General features: G+C 70.7%; 20 protein-coding genes, 1 tRNA gene and 1 riboswitch. Of the genes, 10 read left to right on the forward strand and 11 right to left on the reverse strand.

Annotation, left to right across the window (positions count from 1 at the left end):
* Positions 1 to 65: 65 nt before the first annotated feature.
* The 3 genes from ACFSZT_RS10330 to ACFSZT_RS10340 form a co-directional block, all read right to left on the reverse strand.
* Positions 66 to 833, reverse strand: coding sequence for an ABC transporter permease (locus tag ACFSZT_RS10330; RefSeq protein WP_377389712.1), 768 nt, complete (start codon positions 831 to 833; stop codon positions 66 to 68).
* Complete coding sequence (locus ACFSZT_RS10335; protein WP_377389714.1) at positions 823 to 1,809, reverse strand: ATP-binding cassette domain-containing protein; 987 nt, start codon at positions 1,807 to 1,809, stop codon at positions 823 to 825. The genes ACFSZT_RS10330 and ACFSZT_RS10335 overlap by 11 nt, the downstream gene beginning before the upstream one ends.
* A 78-nt stretch (positions 1,810 to 1,887) precedes the next feature.
* Positions 1,888 to 2,493, reverse strand: coding sequence for a PadR family transcriptional regulator (locus tag ACFSZT_RS10340; protein ID WP_377389715.1), 606 nt, complete (start codon positions 2,491 to 2,493; stop codon positions 1,888 to 1,890).
* 60 nt (positions 2,494 to 2,553) lie between these two features.
* On the opposite strand from ACFSZT_RS10340, the gene metG reads away from it, so the two are divergent.
* From metG to ACFSZT_RS10385, 9 genes are all read left to right on the forward strand, one after another.
* Positions 2,554 to 4,350, forward strand: a complete 1,797-nt coding sequence (gene metG / locus ACFSZT_RS10345) for a methionine--tRNA ligase (protein ID WP_377389716.1) — start codon at positions 2,554 to 2,556, stop codon at positions 4,348 to 4,350.
* A 2-nt stretch (positions 4,351 to 4,352) separates the two neighbouring features.
* Positions 4,353 to 5,186: a TatD family hydrolase gene (locus tag ACFSZT_RS10350; RefSeq protein WP_377389861.1), complete on the forward strand. Its 834-nt coding sequence runs from the start codon at positions 4,353 to 4,355 to the stop codon at positions 5,184 to 5,186.
* A 322-nt stretch (positions 5,187 to 5,508) separates the two neighbouring features.
* On the forward strand, positions 5,509 to 6,876 hold the full coding sequence (locus tag ACFSZT_RS10355; RefSeq protein WP_377389863.1) for a transglycosylase family protein: 1,368 nt from the start codon (positions 5,509 to 5,511) through the stop codon (positions 6,874 to 6,876).
* A 76-nt stretch (positions 6,877 to 6,952) separates the two neighbouring features.
* Positions 6,953 to 7,804 carry a 16S rRNA (adenine(1518)-N(6)/adenine(1519)-N(6))-dimethyltransferase RsmA gene (gene rsmA / locus ACFSZT_RS10360; RefSeq protein WP_377389717.1) on the forward strand — a complete coding sequence of 284 codons (852 nt, stop codon included), beginning with the start codon at positions 6,953 to 6,955 and terminating at the stop codon, positions 7,802 to 7,804.
* Between the two features lie 52 nt (positions 7,805 to 7,856).
* A riboswitch (SAM riboswitch) is annotated at positions 7,857 to 7,952 on the forward strand.
* 186 nt (positions 7,953 to 8,138) lie between these two features.
* Complete coding sequence (locus ACFSZT_RS10365; RefSeq protein WP_377389718.1) at positions 8,139 to 9,146, forward strand: methionine ABC transporter ATP-binding protein; 1,008 nt, start codon at positions 8,139 to 8,141, stop codon at positions 9,144 to 9,146.
* A gap of 69 nt (positions 9,147 to 9,215) precedes the next feature.
* Positions 9,216 to 10,184: a 4-(cytidine 5'-diphospho)-2-C-methyl-D-erythritol kinase gene (locus tag ACFSZT_RS10370; protein ID WP_377389720.1), complete on the forward strand. Its 969-nt coding sequence runs from the start codon at positions 9,216 to 9,218 to the stop codon at positions 10,182 to 10,184.
* Entirely contained in the window at positions 10,181 to 10,396 is a 216-nt protein-coding gene (locus ACFSZT_RS10375) for a hypothetical protein (RefSeq protein WP_377389722.1), read from the forward strand. Before ACFSZT_RS10370 ends, ACFSZT_RS10375 begins: the two co-directional genes overlap by 4 nt.
* Before the next feature lie 3 nt (positions 10,397 to 10,399).
* Entirely contained in the window at positions 10,400 to 12,172 is a 1,773-nt protein-coding gene (locus tag ACFSZT_RS10380) for an ABC-F family ATP-binding cassette domain-containing protein (protein WP_377389724.1), read from the forward strand.
* A 43-nt stretch (positions 12,173 to 12,215) separates the two neighbouring features.
* Positions 12,216 to 13,901, forward strand: coding sequence for a fatty acyl-AMP ligase (locus tag ACFSZT_RS10385; protein WP_377389726.1), 1,686 nt, complete (start codon positions 12,216 to 12,218; stop codon positions 13,899 to 13,901).
* Positions 13,902 to 14,331: 430 nt separating this feature from the next.
* Here ACFSZT_RS10385 and ACFSZT_RS10390 read toward each other — a convergent pair whose 3' ends face one another.
* From ACFSZT_RS10390 to ACFSZT_RS10425, 8 genes are all read right to left on the reverse strand, one after another.
* Positions 14,332 to 14,679, reverse strand: a complete 348-nt coding sequence (locus ACFSZT_RS10390) for a DivIVA domain-containing protein (RefSeq protein ID WP_377389728.1) — start codon at positions 14,677 to 14,679, stop codon at positions 14,332 to 14,334.
* Positions 14,680 to 15,012: a DivIVA domain-containing protein gene (locus ACFSZT_RS10395; protein WP_377389730.1), complete on the reverse strand. Its 333-nt coding sequence runs from the start codon at positions 15,010 to 15,012 to the stop codon at positions 14,680 to 14,682.
* 154 nt (positions 15,013 to 15,166) lie between these two features.
* Positions 15,167 to 15,760 carry an aminoacyl-tRNA hydrolase gene (pth, locus tag ACFSZT_RS10400; RefSeq protein ID WP_377389732.1) on the reverse strand — a complete coding sequence of 198 codons (594 nt, stop codon included), beginning with the start codon at positions 15,758 to 15,760 and terminating at the stop codon, positions 15,167 to 15,169.
* A gap of 10 nt (positions 15,761 to 15,770) precedes the next feature.
* Complete coding sequence (locus tag ACFSZT_RS10405) at positions 15,771 to 16,421, reverse strand: 50S ribosomal protein L25/general stress protein Ctc (RefSeq protein ID WP_377389734.1); 651 nt, start codon at positions 16,419 to 16,421, stop codon at positions 15,771 to 15,773.
* A 363-nt stretch (positions 16,422 to 16,784) separates the two neighbouring features.
* Positions 16,785 to 17,765 carry a ribose-phosphate diphosphokinase gene (locus tag ACFSZT_RS10410; RefSeq protein WP_377389736.1) on the reverse strand — a complete coding sequence of 327 codons (981 nt, stop codon included), beginning with the start codon at positions 17,763 to 17,765 and terminating at the stop codon, positions 16,785 to 16,787.
* Positions 17,762 to 19,234: a bifunctional UDP-N-acetylglucosamine diphosphorylase/glucosamine-1-phosphate N-acetyltransferase GlmU gene (gene glmU, locus ACFSZT_RS10415; protein ID WP_377389738.1), complete on the reverse strand. Its 1,473-nt coding sequence runs from the start codon at positions 19,232 to 19,234 to the stop codon at positions 17,762 to 17,764. The genes ACFSZT_RS10410 and glmU overlap by 4 nt, the downstream gene beginning before the upstream one ends.
* A 44-nt stretch (positions 19,235 to 19,278) precedes the next feature.
* Positions 19,279 to 20,994 (reverse strand): GGDEF domain-containing protein, encoded by a 1,716-nt coding sequence (locus ACFSZT_RS10420; RefSeq protein WP_377389740.1) that lies wholly within the window; start codon positions 20,992 to 20,994, stop codon positions 19,279 to 19,281.
* Between the two features lie 92 nt (positions 20,995 to 21,086).
* Positions 21,087 to 21,158, reverse strand: a tRNA-Gln gene (locus tag ACFSZT_RS10425).
* A 164-nt stretch (positions 21,159 to 21,322) separates the two neighbouring features.
* Here ACFSZT_RS10425 and ACFSZT_RS10430 point away from each other — a divergent pair.
* Complete coding sequence (locus ACFSZT_RS10430) at positions 21,323 to 22,282, forward strand: acyl-CoA desaturase (protein WP_377389742.1); 960 nt, start codon at positions 21,323 to 21,325, stop codon at positions 22,280 to 22,282.
* The last annotated feature ends 84 nt before the right edge of the window (positions 22,283 to 22,366 follow it).

The following is a 22,366-nucleotide window of genomic DNA, read 5'->3' on the forward strand; positions in this document are numbered from 1 at the left end:
CGAATGCGGTGGAGGCCACCTTACGTGCGCGGCTGGCACGCAAGGTGGCTCGCAGCCCGGGCGTGTCAGGCGTTTTCCTTGCGGAACGTGTGTGTTCCCCAGAACACGGCGAGCGCCATCAGCACCACGAGCACGACCGAACCGGTGAACATCGCATCCATCGTGATGTCACCGCGGAATCCGGCGCGACCCGCGTCCACGATGTGCGTGAACGGGTTGATCCGCGAAATGGTGTAGAGCCATTCGGGCGCGAGCCCGGTGGTGATCGGCACCAGGATTCCCGACAGCAGCAGCACCGGCATCAGCACGGCGTTGAGCAGGGCCGGGAACGACTCCTCACTCTTGACCGTCAGCGCGAGCGCATACGAGGCGGAGGAGAGCGTCACCGACAGCAGCGCGACGATGAGCAGCGTGAGCAGCACGCCGCCGAGCGGTGCCGCGAGATCGAAGAACAGCAGCGCCAGCACGGTGAGCACGACGGTCTGGACGATCGTCTGCAGCGCGTTGTTGAGCACCTTGCCCAGCAGCAGCGCCGTCCTGCTCGCGGGGGTGACGCGGAGCCGTTCGACGACGCCGCTGCGGAAGTCGGCGAGCAGCGCGAACCCGGCGAACGACGCGCTGAACAGCGCCAGCTGGATGACGAGCGCCGGGGTGAGGATGGTCCAGCTGCTGCCCGGAGGGAAGCCGGGCGTGCTCGTGACGATCTTGTCCATCAGCGGCCCGAACAGCACGAGATACAGTACCGGCTGCATCACCCCGATGAGGATCCACGCCGGGTTGCGCAACGACAACGCCAGGTCGCGCCGGAAGATCAGCCAGATGTCACGCAACATGGGCGGGCTCCTCCGTCTCCTGTGGGGTTTCCGCGTCCCGCAGCGTCCGCCCGGTGAGCGTCAGGAACACGTCGTCCAGCGTCGGCCGGGTCACCTGCATCGATCGGGGTGCCACGCCCGCCGCGTCGAACGCGCGCAGTAGCTCGGGCAGCGCGGTGTCGCCGCGTGGTACGCGAAAGCGCACCTCGTCATGACCGACGGTCACCTCGTGGGCGCCCTCGACCCTGCCGACGATCTCGGCGGCCCTGCCGGCCGCGCCGTCGTCGACCCCGATCACCACACCGTCGCCGGACACCCGTGCCTTGAGCGAGTCGGGGCTGCCCTCGGCGACGATGCGCCCGTTGTCGATCACGAGGATCCGGTCGCAGAGCGAGTCGGCCTCGTCCAGGTAGTGCGTGGTGAGGAAGAGCGTCACGCCGTGCTCGGCGCGCAGCCTCCGGATGTGCTCCCAGAGGTTGGCCCGGCTCTGCGGATCGAGCCCGGTGGTGGGCTCGTCGAAGAACACGAGCTTCGGTGCGTGGACCAGGCCCAGCGCGATGTCGAGCCTGCGCCGCTGGCCACCGGAGAGCGTCTTGGTGAGCCGCTGGTCGAGCCCGGCCAGGTCGAGCTGTTCGGTGAGCACCGCGCCGCGTTTCCTCGCCTCGGCCTTCGCCAGGCCGTACAGCCTGCCCTGCAGCTCGATCTCCTCGGCCACCCGGCATTCGGGTGAGGTGCCGCCGCCCTGGGCGACGTAGCCGATGCGCTTGCGCACGCCGAGCGGGTCGGTGCGCAGGTCGCAGCCGGCCACCGTCGCCTCGCCCGCCGTCGGCCGTAGCAGGGTGGTGAGCATGCGCAGTGTGGTCGTCTTTCCTGCGCCGTTGGGTCCGAGGAAACCGACGAGTTCGCCCTCGGCGACGTCGATGTCGACGCCCTTCACGGCGTCCACGGTGCGGCCACGGGCGGTGAACCGCCGTTGCAGGCCGCGCGCCTTGATCATGAGACCCCCATCGGGCTAATCAAATTTGACTAGTGATGCCGGACAACGCTGCCGCACAGTGCGCGCGAGGTCAAATCCTTATCGCGGAGAGTGAACGGGTTCGCCGAACGCGGGCCCCGGGTCGTCGGCCATCACGTACTCGCCGGCCCGCAGCCGGGCGATCATGTCCTCGGTCCAGGCGATGTCGGCGTCGGCGTGCGCGTGCCAGAGCCGGTAGAGCGCCATGACGTGCTGTGGCTGCCCCCAGTCGGTGCCGTGTTCGAGCAGCGCGGCCACGTTCGCCTGGTTGCCCTTGAGCTGGGTCAGCCGGTATTTCAGCAGGCTCAGCGCGCGCTCGCGGGTGAGCGCGGGCAGGAACGCCACCGCCGCCGCGAACCCGAACCGGCCCGCGACGTCGTCGCGCACCTCGCCGAGCATGGCGTGCAGCTGCCGCTCGAAGTCCGCCTCGCCCGCGCTGGTGAGCCGGTACGCGACCCGATCGGGCCCCCTGCCCTCGGTGTCGCGCTCCGCGGGTTCGAGCAGTCCTTCGGCGGTCATCTTTTTCAGCGCGTGGTAGATCGAACCCGGCTGCACGTTGGCCCACGTGTCGGCCGACCACGACAGCAGCTCGCGGCGCACCTGGTAACCGTGCGCGCTGCCGTACATCCGCACGACGCCGAGCACGAGCAACCGCGTCGCCGACATGGCCGACCTCCTCCACTCCCGGCGCAACGGGACGAGACGCCATCCGTAGGCTAAACAGGCATGAGCACCCCTGTGTTGACCGCGGTGGCCTGGCCCTATGCCAACGGCCCCCGCCACATCGGCCACGTATCCGGATTCGGCGTCCCGTCGGACGTCTTCTCCCGTTACCAGCGAATGGCCGGCAACCGCGTGCTCATGATCTCGGGGACCGACGAGCACGGCACCCCGATCCTGGTGCAGGCCGACAAGGAGGGGCTCTCCCCCCAGGAGACCGCCGACAAGTACACCAGGCAGATCGGCGAGGACCTCCGCGGCCTCGGGCTGAGCTACGACCTGTTCACCCGCACCACCACCGGCAACCACGCCGAGGTGACGCAGCAGATCTTCCTGGCGCTGCACCGCAACGGCTACGTGGTGCCGAAGACCACCACGGGCGCGGTCAGCCCCTCGACCGGCCGCACGCTGCCCGACCGCTACATCGAGGGCACCTGCCCCATCTGCGGCTACGACGGCGCGCGCGGCGACCAGTGCGACAACTGCGGCAACCAGCTCGACGCCGCCGAGCTGAAGAACCCGCGCTCGCGCATCAACGGCGAGACGCCGAAGTTCGTCGAGACCGAGCACCTGTTCCTCGACCTGCCCGCGTTCACCGAGACGCTCGGCAAGTGGCTGTCCACCAAGACCGACTGGCGGCCCAACGTCCTCAACTTCACCAGGAACCTCGTCGACGACATGCGCCCCCGGCCGATCACGCGCGACCTCGACTGGGGCGTCAAGGTGCCGCTGGACGAGTGGCGCGACCAGCCGCTCAAGCGGTTCTACGTGTGGTTCGACGCCGTCATCGGCTACTTCTCCGCCAGCGTCGAGTGGGCCCGCCGCTCGGGCGACAAGGACGCCTGGCGCGAGTGGTGGACCAACCCCGACGCGCGGTCGTACTACTTCATGGGCAAGGACAACATCACCTTCCACGCCCAGATCTGGCCCGCGCAGCTGCTCGGGCACAACGGCCAGGGAGACAAGGGCGGCGAGCCCGGGCCGTACGGCACGCTGGCCCTGCCCGGCGAGATCGTGTCGAGCGAGTTCCTCACCATGAGCGGCTCGAAGTTCTCGACCTCGCGCGGCACGGTGATCTACGTCGAGGACTTCCTGCGCGAGTTCGGCCCCGACACGCTGCGGTACTTCATCAGCGTCGCGGGCCCCGAGACCCAGGACACCGACTTCACCTGGGACGAGTTCGTGCGCCGGGTCAACTTCGAGCTCGCCAACGAGTGGGGCAACCTCGTCAACCGGTCGATCTCCATGGCGCACAAGAACAACGGCGGTGTGCCGCGGCCGAACGCCCCGCAGCAGGCCGACGAGGAGCTCAAGGCCCTGGCCCGCGCAGCGTTCGACACCGTCGGTGGGCACCTGCAGCGGTCGCGGTTCAAGCAGGCCGTGAGCGAGGCCATGCGCGTGGTGTCGGCGGCGAACCGGTACCTCTCCGACCAGGAGCCGTGGAAGCTCAAGGACGACCCCGAGCGCAGGGACACCGTCCTGCACACGGCCCTGCAGGTGGTCTCGGACGCCAACACGCTGCTGACCCCGTTCCTGCCGCACGCCGCGCAGAAGGTCCACGAGGCGCTCGGCGGCACCGGGGTGTGGGCGGCGCAGCCGGAACTGAAGGAGGTCGAGGACCTCGACATCCCCGGCCGTATCAACCCGATCCTCACCGGGGACTACACCCGCGAGCAGGCGCGCTGGGAGTCCGTGCCGATCGAGGTGGACAGGCCACTGGCCAAGCCGTCGCCGCTGTTCGCCAAGCTCGACCCCAAGCTCGGCGAGACCGGACCGGAGTGGGCTCCGATCGAGCAGGCGTGAGCGTGAGCAAGCGGGACCAGCGGCCGCCCGTTCCGGACCGGCTTCCGGCGCCGGCGATCGACGCGCACACCCACCTGGACGCCTGCGGCGCCGAGACGGCGGCCGACGTGGCGAGGCTGCTCGACCGCGCAGGCGAGGCCGGCATCGAGCGGGTCGTGACGGTGGCCGACGACCTCGCCGCCGCGCGCTGGGCGGCCGAGGCGTCCACGTGGGACGACCGGGTGTTCGCGGCGTGTGCCGTCCATCCCACGCGCACCAAGGACTTCGGCGACGCCGAGAAGTCCGAAGTGGAGCGTCTGGTGCGGGGCGAGCGCGTGGTGGCGGTGGGCGAGACCGGCCTGGACTACTACTGGGACTACTCGCCGCCCGAGGCCCAGCAGGAGGCGTTCCGCTGGCACATCGACCTCGCCAAGCGCGTACGCAAGCCGTTGATGATCCACGATCGCGACGCCCACGACGACGTGCTGCGGATCCTCGAGGAGGAGGGCGCGCCGGACACGGTGGTGTTCCACTGCTTCTCCGGAGACGCCGAGATGGCGCGCCGCTGTGCGGATGCGGGGTACGTGCTGTCCTTCGCGGGCACGGTGACCTTCCGCAACGCCAGGGCGCTGCACGAGGCCGCCAAGCTCGTGCCCTCGGACGGCTACCTGGTCGAGACGGACGCGCCGTTCCTGACGCCCCATCCGTTCCGGGGCAGGCCCAACGAGCCGTACTGCGCGGCCTACACCGTGCACGGCCTCGCCGAACTCCGGGGCGAACCGGTGGAGGACGTCGCGAATGCCGTCCGGGCCAACGCCGAACGCGTCTTCCGATTGCCCAGCGTCACCTCGGGTTGAACGGACTGCGACAAAGGTGGAGACCTGTCCGTCATTCGACTCAGTGATCAAGCTCACGAGATTGCAGGGGGTGTTTGCGCAACCCCTAGGGGGTTCGTTACGGTCCCGTGACCGTGCTGGATGGTGGTTCGGACGAGCCGCCAACTGGTTGGCCCACAGTCACGTCGGTGTACGTCGGGGTGATGTCCTCCGGGACGTCAAGGGGCGGCGCTGACTGCGGGAGTCCTGGCCATGCGTGAAAGGGATTGACCCTGTGACTGGTAGCTACGGGCGCGCTGACGCGGGTCTCGACGCCTCGCCGAGATCCGGCGGCTCGACAGCCCTGCTCGACCGGCCGTACGACCTGGAGTTCTCGTCCGACCCCCGGGTGACCCGGGGCGACGTTCTCGCCGTGCTCGGCCCCGACGCCGACGACCTGATGGCCGAGGCGAACGTCGACGTCGACGAGCTCATCCGGCTCATCAACGCCGAGACGACCATGCTCCCCGCCATCGTCGTCCCCGACGAGGCGGCCGCCGACCGCACCGCGGAGGCCGACGAGGAGCCCGAGGACGGTCTCGCCACCGCGGTCAAGACGTGGAAGAAGCGTTTTCTCAAGGGCACCGTCCTCGCCGTGATGATGACGCTCACCGGTGGCGGTGCCGCGGCGCTCGCGATGAACAAGAGCGTCACGCTCGATGTCGACGGCGAGAAGCAGACCGTCCGCAGCTTCGGTGACACCGTCGGCGAGGTCCTCTCCGACGCGGGCATCTCGGTCGGCGCGCACGACGCCCTCTCGCCCTCCCCGCAGGCCGAGGTCGGCGACGGTGGGGTCATCAAGCTGGAGCGCGGCCGCCACCTCAACCTGATCGTCGACGGCGAGCAGCGCGAGTCCTGGGTCCGCGCCACCACCGTCGGCGAGGCGCTGACACAGCTCGGCCTCGACGAGCTCAACCAGAAGGGCACCTGGTTCTCCACGCCGGTCAACGGCGAGGTGCCGCTGGAGGGCATGACCCTCGAGGTGAAGACGCTCAAGCACATCACCCTCTTCGACGGCGGCAACGCCCCGCGAGAGCTGACCACCAACGCCGTCACGGCGAAGGAGCTCCTGCGCGAGCTCAACCTCAGCCTGGGCCCCGAGGACGAGATCGACGGCGGCCTGGAGCTCCGGCTCCTCGACGGTGCCGAGGTGCACATCAGCCGCACCGGCGTCTCCGTGGTGAACGAGACGGAGATCATCGAGCCGGAGGTCCGCTACGTCGAGGACCCCGAGCTCGAAGAGGGCAAGGAGATCGTCGAGGAAGAGGGCGTTCCCGGCGAGAAGATCGTCACCTACCGCGTCACCAAGAAGAACGACCGCGAGATCGCCCGCGAGGAGCTGTCGAGCAAGGTCGTCAAGGAGGCGAAGGAGAAGGTCGTGCGGGTCGGCACCAAGGAGCCGCCGCAGCCGGTCATCTCCGACGGTGCGGTGTGGGACCGCCTCGCCGAGTGCGAGTCCGGCGGCAACTGGGCCACCAACACCGGCAACGGCTACTACGGTGGCCTGCAGTTCGACAAGAGCACCTGGGACGCCTACGGCGGCGACGCCTACGCCGCCTACCCGCACCAGGCCAGCCGCGAGCAGCAGATCGCCATCGCCACCAAGGTCCGCGACGACCGCGGTGGGTACGGCGCCTGGCCGTCGTGCTCGTCGCAGCTTGGCCTCTCGTAACCAGCTCCGCCGCGCGCCGCGCCCCGACCACCACCCCTGGTCGAGGCGGGGCGCGCCGCTGTGCTGAACTCGGAAGGTGACCGCCGAGACGCCGAGCCTGCTCGGGCCCGCCGAGATCCGGGGGCTTGCCGCCGAACTCGACGTGCGCCCCACGAAGAAGCTCGGGCAGAACTTCGTGCACGACGCCAACACGGTGCGCCGCATCGTCGAGCTCGCCGACGTCGGTGCCGATGACGTCGTGCTGGAGGTCGGCCCCGGGCTCGGGTCGCTGACGCTCGGCCTGCTCGGTTCCGGTGCGCGCGTCGTGGCCGTGGAGATCGACCAGGTGCTCGCCGGGCGGCTGCCCGAGACCGTGCGAGCCCACGCGCCCGCGGCGGCGGACCGGCTGGCCGTCGTCGCCGACGACGCGCTGCGCCTGCGGGCCACCGACCTCGACGTGGCTCCGGACGCGCTCGTCGCCAACCTGCCGTACAACGTCGCCGTGCCGGTGGTGCTCCACCTGCTCGGCGAGCTGCCGTCGCTGCGGCGGGCGCTCGTCATGGTCCAGACCGAGGTGGCCGACCGCATGGCCGCCGCTCCCGGCAGCCGCGTCTACGGCGTGCCGAGCGTGAAGCTGGCGTGGTACGGCACCGCGCGCAAGGTCGCCGCCGTGCCGAGGTCGGTGTTCTGGCCGGTGCCGAACGTCGACTCGTCGCTCGTCGCCTTCGAGCGCGGGCAACCTCGGGAAGGTGTGGACCGCGACCGCGTGTTCGCGCTCGTCGACGCGGCTTTCTCCCAGCGGCGGAAGACTCTGCGTGCCGCACTGGCCGGGTGGGCCGGTTCGGCCGTTCGCGCCGGCGAGCTCCTCGCCGCGGCGGGGATCGATCCACGCACGCGCGGGGAACAGCTCGGCATCGAGGACTACGTCGCCATCGCGGCGAACGTGTGATCTGTACCCACCGGCTTGCTTTCGCGTGTCCGGTTCGGGTGTACTTTATGGGCATCCATCCCGAGCGACCGAGAGACCTGGCTCGACGACGTCGCAGCAACCGCCCGCGGTGATCGCGGGAAGGTGCTAACGCCAGGACCGATGGAGGATCCTGTGTACCGCTCGCGACTGCTCACGAAGCGCCGAGTCGTCGATCAAGGCCGCCGCACGGTCAGTGCGTGTTGTCGCCACCGCGCCGCTTCCTGATCCGACTCAGTACCACCTTTCGTCACCTTCCAGCGCCCGTCCTGGTCCGGACGTGTGTCGCTGCGACTCGAGCTGTCTTGGAGCCTTCGTGATCACCGTCGACAACGTGAGCAAGTCGTTCCCCGGTCGTGCCGGTGCGCCCGTGCACGCCCTGCGCGAGGTGAGCCTCGACGTGGGCGCGGGCGCGCTGTACGGCGTGGTCGGCGCCGAGGGCGCCGGCAAGTCGACGCTGGCCCGGTGCGTCGCGCTGCAGGAACGGCCGGACCGCGGTGCCGTGCGGTACGACGGCATCAACCTCACGGCGCTCGAGGGTCGCAAACTCCGGGAGGCGCGCAGCCAGGTCGGTGTGGTCGACCCGAAACTGCGGCCGGAGCGCACCGTGGCGGGCAACGTCGCCGCGCCGCTCGAGCGCCTCGGAGTGGACGCGCCCCGCCGCCGTCAGCGGGTGGGCACGTTGCTCGACCTCATCGGGCTCAGCCGCGCGGCCGCCCAGCTGCCCGCCGAGCTGACGCCGGGACAACAACGCCGGGTCGCCGTGGCCCGGGCGCTCGCCACGGCACCTGCCGTGCTGCTGGCCGACGACCCGACCGGCGGCGTCGACGCCGAAGAGAGCGGCGCGGTGCTGTCGGTGCTCGATCGCGCCCGCGCCGAGTTCGGGGCGACCGTTCTCGTCACCACGCCCGACCCGGCGGTGGTGCGGCGCGTGTGCGACGACGTCGCCCTGCTCGAGCGCGGCTCGGTGGTGGAGAGCGGCAACCTGCTGGGGCTGCTCGGCAAGCACGGCAGCCGGATCGCGGACGAGCTGCTGCCCGTCATCACGACCTCCCGCGCCGAGGCCGCTCAGTACGACGTCGCGGTGGACGTGGTGCTCGTCGGCTTCGCGGCCGTCGGCGCCCTGCTTCCGGAGGCCGCGAGCCGGTTCGACGTCGAGCTCGCCACCATCGGCGGTGGCCTGACCCGCTTCGGTGACACGCCGGTCGCGAGGTTCCGCCTCGGTGTGCGGGGGCAGCGCGCCGACGCGGCGCTGGCGTGGATCGCCGAGCGCGGCGCCCACGTCACGCACACCCTGTGCGGCCTGCGCAACGTGGCCGCCTGACCAGCCGTCCGAGGGCGACATCGGAGCTGGTCGCGCGCCGCTGGTGATACCGCCAAGTAGGCTTGGGACGTGCTCGCCGTCGTACCTCCGCCCGTGACCGTCAAGGTGCCCTCCAAGATCAACGTGCACCTGTCGGTCGGTGAGGCGCGCAAGGACGGCTACCACGAGCTCACGACGATCTTCCAGGCTCTGTCGCTGAGCGACGAGGTGACCGTCGCCGCCGCCGAGGAACCCGGCCTGGAGGTGCACGGCGAAGGGGCCAAGGTCGTGCCGACCGGCGAGAACAACCTCGCCTGGCGCGCCGTCCACGCGCTCGCCGAGCACGTCGGCCGTCCGGCGGCCGACCTCGCCAAGGTCCGGATCGTGCTGCGCAAGGGCATCCCCGTGGCCGGTGGCATGGCGGGCGGCAGCGCCGACGCGGCCGCCACCCTGGTCGGGCTGGCAGCGCTGTGGAAGCTCGACCTCGGCCGCGACGAGCTCGCCCACGTCGCCGCCACGCTCGGCAGCGACGTCCCGTTCGCCCTCTACGGCGGCACCGCGCTGGGCACCGGCCGGGGCGAGGAGCTGGTGCCCGTGCTGTCGCGGCACGTCTTCCACTGGGTTCTGGCGTTCGACCAACGCGGGCTGTCCACGCCCCGGGTGTACGGCGAGCTCGACCGGCTGCGCAGTGCGGGCGACCCGCCGCGCGTCGGTTCGCACGCGCCCGTCGTCGAGGCGCTGGCCTCGGGCGATCCGCACCGGCTCGCGCCGCTGCTCGGCAACGACCTGCAGGCCGCCGCGGTGTCGCTGCGGCCGAACCTCCGGCGCACACTGCGGGCGGGAGTCGACGCGGGCGCGCTCGCGGGCGTGGTGTCCGGGTCCGGTCCGACCTGTGCGTTCCTGTGCGAGGACGCCGACACGGCGCTGCGCGTGTCCGCGCGCCTGGCCGGCGCGGGTGTGTGCCGTACGGTGCGGGTCGCTCACGGGCCCGTGCCCGGCGCCCGTGTGGTCGATGGGGACGATTCACCACACGATCCGGTGCCGCGGGTGCACGCGTGAGGCTCGCCGCCGTGCTGTGCGGCGACCTGGTGACGGCCACGCCGGTACGGGCGGAATACGAGCCCGCCGGCGGGGCGTTTGCCGAACGCGTGCACGCCGAGCCGTTCCGCGCCGGCGAGGGCATGCGGGCCGCGTCGGGCGGTCCTGTCACCATCGACGATGCGACCGCCGTGGTCGCCGAACGATCCCGAGTCGTGGAGAGGTTTGTCTAGCGGATGGCCAATCTGGTCAATCTCGAGTCGGTCAGCAAGTCCTACGGCGAGCGCATGCTGCTCGACGGCGTCTCGCTCGGCGTGGGGGAGGGCGAGCGCATCGGGGTCGTCGGCCTCAACGGTGGTGGCAAAACCACGTTGCTGGAGGTGCTCGCCGGGCTGACCCCACCCGACAGCGGCCGCGTCAGCCGGGTCCGCGACCTGCGGATGGGCGTGGTGACGCAGCGTACCGACCTGCCCGAGGCAAGCACGGTCCGTGACGTCGTGCTGGCGGACTTCGCCGCCGAGCACGAGTGGGCCTCCGACGCGCGTGTGCGCTCCATTGTGGATGGACTGGGTATCTCGGCGATCGGCCTCGACACACCCACCGCCACGCTCTCCGGCGGGGAACGCAGGCGGGTCGCGCTGGCCGCCGTGTTGGTGGCCGAGCTCGACCTCGTCGTGCTCGACGAGCCCACCAACCATCTGGACATCGAGGGCGTTCGCTGGCTGGCCGAGCATTTGCTCGCGCGCAGGACCTCGCTCGTCGTCGTCACCCACGACCGTTGGTTCCTCGACACGGTCTGCGGCCGGACGTGGGAAGTCGTCTCGGGCACGGTGGAGCAGTACGAGGGCGGCTACGCGGACTGGGTGTTCGCGCGTGCCGAGCGGGCCCGGCTCGCCGCGGCCGCCGAGGAGAAGCGGCAGAACCTCGCGCGCAAGGAGCTCGCCTGGCTGCAGCGCGGCGCCAAGGCCCGCACGTCCAAACCACGGTTCCGCGTGGAGGCGGCCGAGGCGCTGATCTCCGACGTGCCCCCGCCCCGCGACTCGGTGGAGCTGCTGACCTTCGCCAAGCGCAGGCTCGGCAAGACCGTGCTGGAGCTCGAGGACGTCTCGCTCAGCGCGGGCGATCGTTCGTTGCTCGACCACGTCACCTGGCGCATCGGGCCGGGCGACCGGATCGGCATCGTGGGCGTGAACGGCTCCGGCAAGACGACACTGCTGCGGCTGCTTGCGGGTGAGACCGAGCCGGAGACCGGCCGGCGCATCGAGGGCAAGACGGTGCGGCTGGCCCACCTCAAGCAGGAACTGGACGACCTTCCGGGCGAGCTTCGCGTGCTGCAGGCCGTCGAGAACGTCGCCGCTCGGGTGCAGCTCGGCAAGCACGAGCTCTCCGCGTCCCAGCTCGCGGAGAAGCTCGGCTTCCCGCCCGCCCGGCAGTGGACGCCCGTGGCCGACCTCTCCGGCGGCGAGCGGCGCCGGCTGCAGCTGGTGCGGCTGCTCATGGCCGAGCCCAACGTGCTGCTGCTCGACGAGCCGACCAACGACCTGGACATCGACACCCTGCAGCAGCTGGAGGACCTCCTCGACGGCTGGCCCGGCACGCTCGTGGTCGTGTCGCACGACCGGTACCTCGTGGAGCGGGTGTGCGACACGGTCGTCGCCCTCTTCGGCGACGGCACGGTGACCGACCTGCCCGGCGGCATCGACGAGTACCTCGCGCGCAGGCAGAGCGTGGCGACGTCGCGCCCGGTGAAGGAGCCCGCCGCGCGGGAGCCGGTGGCCGAGCCGAAGGTCTCGGCGGCGGAGTGGCGTGCGGTCACCAAGGAGCTCGCCCGGCTCGAACGCAAGCTGGACACGCTCGCCGAGAAGGAGGCGAAGCTGCACGCGTCGCTGGCCGAGGCCGCCACGGACCCGGAACGGCTGATGGAGCTGAACACCGAGCTCAAGTCGTTGCAGGCCGAGAAGGACGAGCTGGAACAGAAGTGGCTGGAGACCTCCGAGGCCGTGGAGTGAGTCCGCGGCAGGGGCGCGCTGCCCACGCGGTTAAGGTCACAGCATGAGTCGGTTCGTGGAGACGATGGTCGCCACCGCGAACGCGGGTGGTCGGCAGCGTGGCATGGTCACGGGAGAACCCAAGGAGCCCGTCCGCAGGACGTGGGCCGAGGTGCACGAGCGGGCCAGGCGCGTCGCGGGTGGGTTGGTCGGCGGCGGGCTGGAGCCGGGCAGCGCGGTGGCCGTGCTGGCCGCGGCGCCGGAGCTCATCGCGCCGACCGTGCAGGGCGTGTGGCTGGCGGGCGGCAGCGTCACCATGCTCCACCAGCCGACCCCGCGCACGGACCTCGGGCAGTGGGCCGCCGACACCCTGCAGGTGCTGCGGATGATCGGTTCGAGTCTCGTGGTGCTCGGCGAGCCGTTCGACCAGCTCGCGCCGGTGCTGGAGGAGAACGGCATCGGCTACCGCAAGATCGACGAGCTGCTCGGCTCCGAGCCGATCGCCGAGCCCGTGGCCAGTGGCGAGGACGACTTCGCGCTGCTCCAGCTCACCAGCGGCTCGACGGCCGAGCCCAAGGCGGTGCGGATCACGCACGGCAACCTCTACTCCAACATCAGCGCCATGGCGCAGCGCGCCGAGCTGGACTTCGACCACGACGTGATGGTGTCGTGGCTCCCGACGTTCCACGACATGGGCATGGTCGGCTTCCTGACCGTGCCGATGACGTTCGGGGTCGAGCTGGTCAAGGTCACGCCGGTGGAGTTCCTCGGCGGACCGCTGCTGTGGCCGGAGCTCATCAGCCGGTACCAGGGCACGGTCACGGCCGCGCCGAACTTCGCCTACGCCATCGTGGGCCGCAGGCTCGCCCGCGTCGAGGACGACAACGCCTACGACCTGTCGACCCTGCGGATCGCCCTCAACGGCGCCGAGCCCATCGACGCCACGGCGGTCAAGACGTTCACCGACGCCGGCGCGCGGTTCAAGATGCCGGCGGAGTGCGTGTTCCCGGCCTATGGGCTCGCGGAGGCGACCCTCGCCGTGTCGTTCGCGCCGCTGTTCACCGGGCTGACGGTCGACGTGGTCGAGGCCGGTCCGCTCGAGGGCCACAACCGCGCGGTCGCGGTCCCCGAGGCTGACCCCCGGCGCGGCACGGACGACGTCCGCGCGTTCGCGGTGCTCGGACCGCCCCTCGACGGGCTCGAGGTGCAGATCACCGACGAGCACGGGACGGTGCTCGGCGAGCGGCAGGTCGGGGAAATCCGGCTGCGCGGCGACGCCGTGTCGCCTGGCTACCTCACCGTGCACGGCCCGGCGCCGACGCAGGACGCCGACGGGTGGTTCGCCACGGGCGACCTCGGCTACCTCGTCGAGGGCGGGCAGATCGTCATCTGCGGGCGCAGCAAGGACGTCATCATCCTCGGCGGCCGCAACGTCTACCCGACCGACATCGAGCGCGCCGCGGGCTCCGTCGACGGCGTGCGCGCGGGCAACGCCGTCGCCGTGCGCATCGACGCCGGCACACGGCGGGAGCGCTTCGCCGTCGTGCTGGAGTCCAAACTGGCCGGTGACGCCGAGGCGGAGAACCGCATCGTCAAGGAGGTCGCCGCGCGCGTCCGCGACGCCGTGGACGCCCGGCCGTACGCGGTGGTCGTGCTCCCGACGGGCAGCCTGCCGAAGACCCCGTCCGGCAAGGTGAAGCGCGCCGCCACGGCCGTCCAGTACCGGGACCGCATCGACGCCAAGGCCTGACGGCCGGGGCCCGGGGGACGGCCGTCAGGCTCGTCCGGGTGTGGGGTGCGGTCCGTGTGGTCGACGCGGCCGGCGTAGGCGAAGGCACCGGGTCGGCGCCTGCCGGCCGTGGTCGCCCAAGGGCTGCGGGCGCGGCCATGGGCGGGCCGTGCCGTGCACCGAAACCGTGCGGCTGACTCGCCGGTCCACCATGATGGCTTCACCGCCGCCGGGGAGGAGACCGGATGCGTGTCGTCGGGGTGATCGCGGATATCCCGGTGGCCGACATCGAGGCCGCTCGCGACTTCTATGCCGGCTACCTCGGCGGCCACGGCCTCTCGCGAGTCGCCTCGGACGGTCCGGCCCCGTGTCGCCTCCGCGGTGCCGACGGACGTCGAGCCGCCGTCTTGCCACGGGCTCGTCGGCTGCCGCCGCACACCGGCCAGCCGGCTCACCGACGGACGCGCCGCCTCCACAGTGGTCTGCGGGTGTGGGTGTGTTCGAGCGCGGGAGCGAGGTACGGCGTGCTGGACGTCGCCGCGGTCCGGGCCGCGAGTGTGCTTTCGACCGTCCGGAGGAAGGCATCGACGGATGCCTGGTCGTATCCGCAGCGGCGGCCGATCGGCGTGCGTCCGAAGGAGACGTCGTGGACATCCTCGGCCGTCACGTCGTCCTCGCCGTCCAGAGTGGAGGCGATGCGGTCGAGGAAGGCATCCACTTCGGACTCGTTGTATCCGCGTGTCCCGAACGGCGCCTCTGGGAATCGGATGTTGCGCACGTCCTCGGACGTCACCGCCATCTACAGTTCCCTGGCCCGCTCGAAGACCGGCGAATCGGAGCGGGCCTCGGGCACCCGGTGCTGGTCGCCGGTGGACCCGGTGCGAGCCAGCAGGGTCTCCTCGACGGCGTCGAGGAAGTCGTCGACCTGCTTCTCGTCGTAGCCGCGCTTGCCGATCGGCGGACGTCCGAACTGCACGTGATGCACCTCGGCGGCCGTGAGGTCGTCCTGATCGGACAGGGTCTTGGCGATCCGGACCAGGAACGCGTCGACCTCGTGCTTCGCGTAGCCGCGGCGGCCGATGGGTGCGTTCTTGAACTCGGTGTTGCGCACGTCTGCTGCCGTGATCGACATCGGACTCTCCTGGGCTCGGCTCGATCGGGCACTCGTCCTGGTTTCCGTCCTAATCGCTGAGACAGACAGCGGGAAGAGGCCAGACGGGTGCTCGACTCGAACAGGGGCGTCGGAGAACCCCATTGAGTGACGCTGCGCTAGGTGGACGCGACTCTCAGTCGCCGTGGAAGGCGTTCTGGGCCGCCGTGAGGCCGCGGCCGATGAGTTCCTCGACCGCGTCGGCGCACCGGTCGACGTTGAGCGCCAGCTCGCGGCGCTCCACGGTGGAGAAGTCCTTGAGGACGAAGTCGGCGGCGTCCATGCGGCCGGGCGGCCTGCCGACGCCAAAGCGGACCCGGTAGTAGTCCTTCGTGCCCAGTGACTTGGTGATGGACCGGAGTCCGTTGTGGCCGTTGTCCCCACCGCCGAACTTCAGCCGCACCGAGCCGTACGGCACGTCCAGCTCGTCGTGAACGACGACGACGCCGTCGGGAGCGATCTTGAAGAAGCGGGCGGTGCCCACCACGGGACCGCCGGAAAGGTTCATGAACGAGCGTGGTTTCGCGAGCACCACCTTGCGCCCGGCCAGCTGCCCCTCGAGCACCTCGGCGCCGGCCTTGTGCGCCTTGAACTTCCCGCCGATGCGGGCGGCGAGCTCGTCCAGCACCATGAACCCCGCGTTGTGCCGGTTGCCGGCGTAGCGGGGGCCGGGATTGCCGAGGCCGGCGAGCAGCACGTGCTCGCCGGCCCCGGGCAGATCGTGTTCCACCGGCGTCCGCTTACGACTCGTTCGAGGACTCGTCCTCGGGGGTCTCGGGCTGCTCCTCGACCACACCGGCGCCCTCGGTGTCGACCTCGGCCTCCATCGCGGCCTCGGTCGGGGCCTCGTTGATGGCGACGACCATCGCCTCGGGGTCGGTCACGAGCGACGCGCCCTGGGGCAGCTGGATCTGCGAGGCGAGGATCTGGGTGCCGGGCTCGGCGCCGTCGATGGACACCTCGAACTGCTCGGGGATGTGCAGGGCCTCGACCTCGACCTGGATCGTGTCGAGGTCCTGGTTCACCAGGGTGCCCGGGCCGGCCTCACCGGTCAGCACCACCGGCACGTCCACGGTCACCTTCTCGCCGCGGTGGACGACCAGCAGGTCGACGTGCTCGATGTAGTTCTTCAGCGGGTGCACGGTGACGGTCTTGGTCAGCGCGAGCTCGGTCGACTTCTCGTTCGAGCCGGCGACGTCCAGCGTGAGCACGGCGTTCTGGCCGTTCTCGCGGACGACGCGGGCGAACTCGAGCGCAGGCAGCGACAGGTGCCGCGGCTCGACGCCGTGGCCGTAGAGCACCGCAGGGATCTTGCCGGAACGACGGGTGCGGCGGGCCGCCCCCTTGCCGAACTCGGTTCGTGGTTCGACGGTCAGACGTACCTCGGACACGGGGATGCACTCCTTGCGGTGGGGTCTACAGCGTTGCTTGTGGCTGTCCGGCGGCGAGTTCCACGACGTGCGCACACGGGTGGCCTCTCAAAGCCGCCGCGTCGATCACGTCGGGTGCCGGAGGTTCGGGCCGGCCCCGCCTCGCCGAGACAACTTGCCCAGTGTAATCCAGCCGGAAACCACGCTCCGCACGGCACCCGGTCACCGTCCGGGCAGCCGGGGAGCACGACGGGGCGGAGGTCCACCGGCGGCGGACACACAAGACGCAGGTCCACCGGCGGCGGACACACAAAAGGACACACAAAAGCCCCGGGCCTTCCGGCGGTGACGCCGAAGGCCCGGGGCCGGAGCCGAGATGGAAACTCAGGCGCTGCCGTCGAACAGGCTCGTCACCGAGCCGTCCTCGAACACCTCCTGGATGGCGCGGGCCAGCAGCGGCGCGATGGAGAGCACCGTCAGCCCGGGGAATCGCTTCTCCTCGGGGATCGGCAGCGTGTTGGTGACGATCACCTCGCGCGCGTTGCACTTGGCCAGCCGCTCGGTGGCCGGGTCGGAGAGGATGCCGTGCGTCGACGCGATCACGACGTCGGAGGCACCTTCCTCGAGCAGCGCCTCGGCAGCCTTGGTGATCGTGCCGCCCGTGTCGATCATGTCGTCGATCAACACGCACAGGCGGTTCTTCACCTCGCCGACCACGCGGTTGGCGACGGCCTGGTTCGGCTTGTCGGGGTCGCGGGTCTTGTGGATGAACGCGATCGGCCGGTCGCCGAGCTGCTGCGCCCACTTCTCCGCGAGCCGCACGCGGCCGGAGTCGGGGGAGACTACCGCGATGTCCTGGTCGCCGTAGTGCTCGTTGATGTAGTCGGCGAGGACGTTCTGCCCGTGCAGGTGGTCGACCGGGCCGTCGAAGAAGCCCTGGATCTGCGCGGTGTGCAGATCGACGGTCATGATGCGGTCGGCGCCCGCGGTCTTGAACAGGTCGGCGATGAGCCGGGCCGAGATCGGCTCACGGCCCTTGTGCTTCTTGTCCTGCCGCGAGTACGGGTAGAAGGGCATGATCACGGTGATGCGCTTGGCGCTCGCGCGCTTGAGCGCGTCCACCATGATGAGCTGCTCCATGATCCACTCGTTGATCGGCGGGGAGAAGCTCTGCAGGACGAAAGCGTCCGTGCCGCGAACCGACTCCTGGAAGCGCACGTAGATCTCGCCGTTGGCGAAGGTGTGCACCGTCTGCGGGGTGATCGTCACGTTGAGGTTCTTGGCGACCTCTTCGCTGAGTTCGACGTGTGAACGCCCCGAGAAGAGCATCAGGTTCTTCTTCGGCGTGCCGGACTTCGGACTCATTCTGGCGACTCCCCGTCGGTTTCGGTTTCCTGCTGTGCGGCGAGCGCCCTTTCCGCTGCCTCCGCCGCGGGAGTACCCGGCCTGCGCCTGGGCACCCAGCCTTCGATATTGCGTTGTGGCGAGCCCGACACCGCGAGCGCACCCGGCGGCACGTCGCGGCGGATCACCGTGCCGGCGCCACTGTACGCGCCGTCTCCCACGTTCACCGGCGCCACGAACATGGTGTCCGAGCCTGTCCGGACGTACGAGCCGATCGTGGTGTGGTGCTTGGCCACGCCGTCGTAGTTGACGAACACGCTGGAGGCGCCGATGTTGCTGTACTCCCCGATGGTCGCATCCCCGACGTAGGTCAGGTGCGGCACCTTCGTCCCGGTGCCGATGTCGGCCTTCTTGGTCTCGACGAACGTGCCGATCTTGCCCGCCTCGCCGAGCTTCGTGCCCGGCCGCAGGTAGGCGAACGGGCCGACCTCCGCGTTCTCGCCGATGACCGAGTCCCGGCCGTGGGTGCGGACCACGGTGGCACCGGCGCCGATCCGCATGTTCACGAGTGTGCAATCCGGACCGATGCGCGCGCCCTCCCCCACCACGGTATCCCCGTAGAGCTGCACGCCCGGCTCGATGACCACGTCGCGGGCCAACGTCACACCCAGGTCGATGCGGGTGGACGCCGGATCCACCACCGTGACGCCCTCCAGCTGCCAGCGCCGCACGATCCGGCGGTTGAGCTCGGTGCCCAGGGCGGACAGCTGCACGCGGTCGTTGACGCCCTCGGTCAGCCACGGGTCCGCCACCGGCACGGCGCCGACCGTGCGCCCGTCGCCGCGGGCGATGCCGAGCACGTCGGTCAGGTAGAGCTCGCCCTGGGCGTTGTCGGTGGAGAGCCGGGAGAGGCCGGCGGCGAGGACGGCGGCGTCGAACGCGTACACCCCGGAGTTGATCTCTCTGATCCCGCGCTGCTCGTCGGTGGCGTCCTTGTGCTCGACGATGCCGGTGACCGTGCCGTCGGCGTCGCGCACGATGCGGCCGTAGCCCGCCGGGTCGGCCACGACGGCCGTGAGCACGGTGACAGCGTTGCCCGCCTTCGCGTGCTCCTCCAGCAGTGCGGACAGGGTCGGGGTGTCGAGCAGCGGCACGTCGCCGTAGGTCACCAGGACGGTCCCGGACTCCGCGGCAGGCAGCGCGTCGAGCGCGCAGCGCACGGCGTGCCCGGTGCCGAGCTGCTTGTCCTGCACGGCCGTGCGGACCGGCCTGCCGATGGCCTCGGCGACCGTGCCCAGGTGGCCGGTGACGGCGTCGCGGCCGTGGCCGACGACCACGACGAGCTCGTCGGGCTCGAGCCCGGCCGCCGCGCGCACGGCGTGCTCGACGAGCGGGCGGCCGGCGATGGGGTGCAGCACCTTCGGGATGTCCGAACGCATACGGGTGCCTTCGCCCGCAGCGAGGATCACTGTGCTCAGCGGCCCGGTCACGGCACTCCTCAATTCACCGGGGACTTCTGGACCGGTCAACGATCCTACGTCGGCCCTCCGGCGGCGAACGTGGGGTCGTCTTCGGCCTCCGGCTGCTCGTCGCCCGCGCTCTGCGCCGACGACGCGATCTGGTTCCCGCCGCGACGTTTCGCCTGGTACATGGCCGCGTCGGCGCGGGAGAGCACCTCCTCGGCGCGTTCGTGCGGGCGCAGTGACACCAGCCCGACCGACAGTGTCACGCCGTGCGAGAGGTGCTGGGGCAGGGAGGCGACGGCGTCGACGGACCGCGTCAGCGCCTGGGTCGCCGCCGACAGCGGCGCACCCGGCAGCAGCACGACGAACTCGTCACCGCCGTAGCGTGCGACCACGTCGTCGCCGCGCAGGGTGTCCCGCAGGGTGCTCGCGACCACGCGCAGCACGTCGTCGCCCATGGCGTGCGAGTGCTGGTCGTTGACGTCCTTGAACCCGTCGAGGTCGACCAGCGCCACGGCGAGCGGGTGGGCCGTGGCCGACGACGCGAGCGTGCGGAGCCGCTCGTCGAGGGCGCGCCGGTTGGGCAGGCTCGTGAGCGGGTCCTGCAGCGCCTGCTGGGTCATGGCGCCGTGCTCGGCGGAGAGCCGCTCGTGCTCGCGGCGCGTGTTGAGGGTGGCGATCTGGGACTCACGCATCGACCACAGCTCGGCCTCGAGCGCGGCGGCGTAGTCGGCGAGCAGGCCGCCTGGCTTGGACTCCTCGCCCGCCGGTTCGCCCGGCTCCGCGTCCTGCCGGTCGTCGGGCTCGTCACCCAGCCGGGCGAGCTCACGCACCAGGTTGAGCCGCATCGACGGCTGCGAGTTGTCCTCGGTCTGGCTGTGCCGGGCCTCCAGCAGCAGCCGGAACGCCTCGTCGCGGCGGCCCTCGACCTCCAGGCACCGGGCCAGCGCGATGGTGACCAGGATGTTCTCGTGGGGGTAGCCCTGCGTGCCGTGCAGCCGGCGCAGCCGCTCCACATGTGCCGCGCTGGGAGCGGCGAAGGCCAGCGACGCGGCCAGCACGCCGACCTGCTCCACGGCCGGCACGCCCGGCCTGCGGGGGAACAGCGACTCGGCGAACGGCGCCTCGACGGCGATGGCCATCGAGGCGGCGGTGCGGAACTTCTCGCCCGCCTCGCGGTAGCGCCCGACGCGCTCGAGGCGCAGTCCCCAGCCGAGCAGCATCTTGACGCGGTTCATCAGCTGCAGGGTGATCTCGTGCGGCCCGGCGCTGTCGCGGATGGCCTGGTGAGCCCGGGCGATGACCTCCTCGGCGGCCTCGTAGACGCCGAGCTGGTTGAGCACGATCCAGCAGTCGTTGAGGGCCGAGGAGAGCAGCCGGTCCCAGGCGCGCCTGCCCAGCGCCACCTCCGGGGCGGGCGGGTCGTCGAGCAGCGCCAGCGCCCGCGCGATCTCGGTGAGGGCCGCGTCCTCCTGCATCGCCAGCACGAGCTGCCTGCCGCGCAGCGCGTGGGCGTCGGCACGGAGCAACGTCAGGCCGTGCCGTTTGGTGTGGGCGAGCATCTCGTCGAGCAGCTGCTCGGCCTCGCCGACCATGCCGCGGGTGACCAGCCGGGCGAGCGCGGCGGCCCGGAGCAACTGCGCCACCAGGAGGGGTTCGCCGCGGCGCTGGGTCTCCTCGAGCAGGTCGTCGAGGGTGTCGATGACCTTGAGCTGCTCGGGACGGTCGCTGCGCTGGACCGCCGCGATCAGTTCGCGGGCACGGCCGAGCAACCAGGCGTCGGACATGTCCCCCAACGCCGGGCGACGGGGTTCCTCCGCGTCGTGCTCCTCACCGTGCAGCCGCCACACACCCCCTAGGGCCAGCAGAATGCCGCTTGCTCCGCCGCCAGGGCTCGAACCTGGACTGTCAGAACCAAAATCTGAAGTGCTGCCAATTACACTACGGCGGATCGCGCCTGGTCAGGATAGCCAGTTCGAGTCGGGCCCCTCGGGACGGGGCCGATGCGCCGGTTTTCAGCTCTCCCCCAGGGGGTAAACCTCCTGTACCGTAACTTACGCCCTCGTAGGTTAGGCGACCCTTCGCAAGATCGCCTCGTGGAAAGAAGTGAAGTGCATGACGGCAACGCTCGGCGATTCCCCGGTATCCCGGAAAGAAACGACCAACGGCCCGAAACCCATCCTCGACGGAAAGCGCGGCCCCGGCGTTCAGTTCGCGGTGTACTTCGGGGTCCTGGCACCGCTGGTGGCACTGATCGCCGCCGTACCGTTCGCCTGGGGCTGGGGGCTGTCCTGGGTTGACGTCGCGCTGTTCGTCTTCTTCTATGCCTTCTCGGGCCTCGGCATCACCGTGGCCTTCCACCGCCACTTCACCCACGGCTCGTTCAAGGCGAAGCCGTGGCTACGGGTGGTGATGGCCATCGCGGGGAGCATGGCCGTACAGGGCCCGGTCATCACCTGGGTGGCCGACCACCGCAGGCACCACGCGTTCTCCGACCGGGAGGGCGACCCGCACTCGCCGTGGCTGTTCGGCACCTCGCCGCTCGCGATCGCCAAGGGCTTCTGGCACGCGCACATGGGGTGGCTGTTCGACCGCGACAAGAGCAACGCCCAGCGGTTCGCCCCCGACCTGCTCAAGGACAAGGCCATCGTCAAGGTGGACCAGCTGTTCTGGCTCTGGACCCTGCTGACCCTGGTACTGCCCGGGATCATCGGCGGGCTGGTGACCTGGTCGTGGTGGGGCGCGGTGACTGCGTTCTTCTGGGCCGGGCTGGTCCGGGTCTGCGTGCTGCACCACGTCACGTGGTCGGTGAACTCGATCTGCCACATGATCGGCGAGCGGCCCTTCGCCGCGCGCGACCGCTCGGCGAACTTCTGGCCGATGGCGGTGTTGTCGTTCGGCGAGTCCTGGCACAACCTGCACCACGCCGACCCGACGTCGGCCCGGCACGGCGTCAAGCGCGGCCAGATCGACATCTCCGCTCGCGTCATCTGGCTGTTCGAGAAGCTCGGCTGGGCCTACAACGTGCGCTGGCCGACCCCGAAGCGGCTGGACAAGCTGTCGGTCACGGCCTGACCGGCCCACCCGTCGCCGACCACCGCCCACACGGAGATGCCGTGCGTCACGTATTTTCTTGTGAATGGCGGGTCGACGGCGAGC

Origin of the sequence: Prauserella oleivorans (assembly GCF_042685745.1) — a bacterium.
GTDB classification, from domain to species: Bacteria; Actinomycetota; Actinomycetes; order Mycobacteriales; family Pseudonocardiaceae; genus Prauserella_A; species Prauserella_A oleivorans.

Coding starts and splice junctions, on each gene's coding strand:
- ACFSZT_RS10390 (WP_377389728.1), bottom strand. CDS start 14,679: ATGGCGGTGACGTCCGAGGACGTGCGCAACATCCGATTCCCAGAGGCG.
- ACFSZT_RS10335 (WP_377389714.1), bottom strand. CDS start 1,809: ATGATCAAGGCGCGCGGCCTGCAACGGCGGTTCACCGCCCGTGGCCGC.
- ACFSZT_RS10330 (WP_377389712.1), bottom strand. CDS start 833: ATGTTGCGTGACATCTGGCTGATCTTCCGGCGCGACCTGGCGTTGTCG.
- ACFSZT_RS10340 (WP_377389715.1), bottom strand. CDS start 2,493: ATGTCGGCGACGCGGTTGCTCGTGCTCGGCGTCGTGCGGATGTACGGC.
- ACFSZT_RS10410 (WP_377389736.1), bottom strand. CDS start 17,765: ATGAGTCCGAAGTCCGGCACGCCGAAGAAGAACCTGATGCTCTTCTCG.
- metG (WP_377389716.1), top strand. CDS start 2,554: ATGAGCACCCCTGTGTTGACCGCGGTGGCCTGGCCCTATGCCAACGGC.
- ACFSZT_RS10420 (WP_377389740.1), bottom strand. CDS start 20,994: ATGTCCGACGCCTGGTTGCTCGGCCGTGCCCGCGAACTGATCGCGGCG.
- ACFSZT_RS10395 (WP_377389730.1), bottom strand. CDS start 15,012: ATGTCGATCACGGCAGCAGACGTGCGCAACACCGAGTTCAAGAACGCA.
- ACFSZT_RS10430 (WP_377389742.1), top strand. CDS start 21,323: ATGACGGCAACGCTCGGCGATTCCCCGGTATCCCGGAAAGAAACGACC.
- ACFSZT_RS10385 (WP_377389726.1), top strand. CDS start 12,216: ATGAGTCGGTTCGTGGAGACGATGGTCGCCACCGCGAACGCGGGTGGT.
- ACFSZT_RS10380 (WP_377389724.1), top strand. CDS start 10,400: ATGGCCAATCTGGTCAATCTCGAGTCGGTCAGCAAGTCCTACGGCGAG.